Below are 2,466 nucleotides of genomic sequence, written 5' to 3' on the forward strand. Positions count from 1 at the left end.
CTGGGTGCCGTCCATGTCATACCTCCTGCCGCTGTGGAGGTCATATTCTGGCCCAGCTCAGGGGGCGAATTCCACACCCAACGTCGAAGAGCCATAAAAATGTGCGAAACCGCTAGCCAGCAGCTAGGCTTAAGGCACACTTATTTCTCAGAGGAAGAGAACATGCCGTCTACCACTACCATTGTTGTTGTCGTTGTTGTGATTGCCGTGGCAATTTTTGGCTTTAGCGGTGGGCTACCGTTTTAAAAGTTACCGTTTTAAAGTCAGTAGCTTTACTAACGCGAACGACGCCTTTTCATTCGGTACATTTTCACGTCTGCATAATTCAGTAGCGTATCAGCATCTTTGCCGTCTTCTGGGTAGGTGGCCACACCCACACTGCAAGACGGCATGCCGATATCCCGCATATCCGCCCCTCCTACCTCTGCCGCGAGCGGTTCAGAGAGCACCTCCAGTATTTGGGCAGCTTTTTCGATGGCGGCCTCTTTAGAGTGAACGTCGGTTAATATCACCGTAAATTCATCGCCCCCCATACGTGCCACCGTATCAGTCTCACGCACGCAGCCACTCAAACGGCGAGCTACCTCGCAAAGCACCGCATCTCCCACCGCGTGGCCATGCACATCGTTAATTCGTTTGAAGTCGTTTACATCTAAAAACAGCAGCGCAAAACGGTTTTGATAGCGCCTTGCCGTACTTAACGCCGCCTCCAAACGATCGTAAAACAGTGAACGATTGGTCAGTTTGGTGAGCGGATCGTGATGTGCCAGAAAGCGCAGGTCGTCTTCCGCTTGCACCTGTGCGGTTACATCTCGAGCAACGCCAATTCTTACTTGCTCTTCATCCGACCAACGAGCCGACCAAAGCACATACACCACGCTGCCATTTTTATGCAGATAACGGTTACGAAAATCGAGATGGGGCTGCCCATTCATGACTCGCTTAATAGAGGCTTTGGTAATAGCCAGATCTTCCGGGTGCATATAGTGAGTAATTAGCGTGCCTACCAGCTCATCGGCACGGTAGCCCAGCAGCGATTCGCAGGCATCGCTGACAAAAAGAATCTGATGATCCGCATCCACGACGAACACAGTGTCGAGCATCAAGTGAATCAGCTTAGGATAGAGCGCCTGCAAATCAACGGACATGGACAGCCTAGTTGGGTGGCTTTTCTCGAGTATAGACGGATCGAGGGTTGCCTGGACAACTCTTATGGTGGTGAGAGGGGAATTCTGCACGCTGAGGCATGAGCACTGTTTGTTTATTCGCGAAAATCTCAGACACAAAAAAGCCCGCTGATTGCTCAGCGGGCTTTTTTTAAATTCTGTGGCGGAGAGGGAGGGACTATCTGATTTTCTACCTAACCCGCTGAAATGCTTGATATACGACGATATCTTGCTATTTTGGGACAAATCTTTGGGACAAATTAGCGGAAAACGTATGGCTGATAATCTAATTTTGAAAGGCTCCACTTGGCATGTTCGGTTGGAATTGCCTAACGATGTTCGTCATGCGTTCGGAAATCGTAGGAAGCTAACTAAATCTCTCAAAACAGGAAACAAAGCCGAGGCACACGCTAGAAAACTGCCAATCCTAGCGGAATGGAAATCAGTTATAACAAAAGCACGAAACGGAATAACTGCTGAAGAGCTTGAAAATGAGTTGCATCTTCTAAAAAACACAAGTGAACATCTCAGAGGTTTTTTTGAATCCACACTTATAAAACATATACGTGGCGAAAAAATATTTACAAAAGAAAATGCTTTGAGCCTTATCAAGACCTTTGATAAAGACATTTCAACAATATTTAAAAACGATACAGAAAAAGCTAAAATTTGGCGTCATCGGTTTTACCAAATGGGTAGCGATTTTTACGACCAAAGTGATGATAAGCCCAAAACAGATTTAGTTGCCGATTTTTTAAAAGCAGTAGAAGAATTTGTTGTTATTAAAAATGATTATATATCAAAAACCAAAGGTTACAGCAAAGAGCAAACAGAAACAATCACCCGCATTTTTAATAAGCCTGAAACCTATTCTCCAAAATCTCCGTTTACACCACAACGGCTTGAAGCCTTCGCCAAGCACCAAGTAGAAGTTAAGGGGCTTGCACAAAAAACCGTGGATAGTTATGTTTCCAAACTAAAGATTTTAAAAAAATATCTTGAAGAGGAAAAGCTAGAATTAACTTTTGAAAGCTATCAACAGTTTTTGGACAGCTTAAGTAGTATTCAAGCAAAAACAAAGCAAAACCATATCCATGCTGGCTCGGGTTTTCATAAATGGGCTTCAAAATACGATTTAGACTATAAAAATCGCTATGATACGAGAATCAACCCATTTTTAGGCCATGAGTTACCCAATAGTAAGACCTGAATCCGTGAGACCGGCCCCCGGAAGCACTTCTAACCCACTGACCTGCATGGCAATATAGCCATTATCGCCATTCACCCAGACAGTGCCATG

General features: G+C 45.1%; 3 protein-coding genes. 2 read left to right on the top strand and 1 reads right to left on the bottom strand.

The window, feature by feature from the left end; genetic code table 11:
- A partial coding sequence (locus tag BIS10_RS18345; RefSeq protein WP_253507586.1) for a hypothetical protein occupies window positions 1-246 on the top strand: 246 nt, incomplete at its 5' end.
- 29 nt (window positions 247-275) lie between these two features.
- On the opposite strand, the gene BIS10_RS18350 is transcribed toward BIS10_RS18345, so the two are convergent.
- Window positions 276-1,148, bottom strand: a complete 873-nt coding sequence (locus BIS10_RS18350; protein ID WP_253507588.1) for a GGDEF domain-containing protein — start codon at window positions 1,146-1,148, stop codon at window positions 276-278.
- Between the two features lie 292 nt (window positions 1,149-1,440).
- Between BIS10_RS18350 and BIS10_RS18355 the strand changes: the two genes are divergently transcribed.
- Window positions 1,441-2,376 carry a DUF6538 domain-containing protein gene (locus BIS10_RS18355; RefSeq protein ID WP_253507591.1) on the top strand — a complete coding sequence of 312 codons (936 nt, stop codon included), beginning with the start codon at window positions 1,441-1,443 and terminating at the stop codon, window positions 2,374-2,376.
- Window positions 2,377-2,466 lie beyond the last annotated feature (90 nt).

This window comes from Halomonas sp. 707B3 (assembly GCF_024158645.1).
Classification (GTDB): domain Bacteria; phylum Pseudomonadota; class Gammaproteobacteria; order Pseudomonadales; family Halomonadaceae; genus Vreelandella; species Vreelandella lionensis.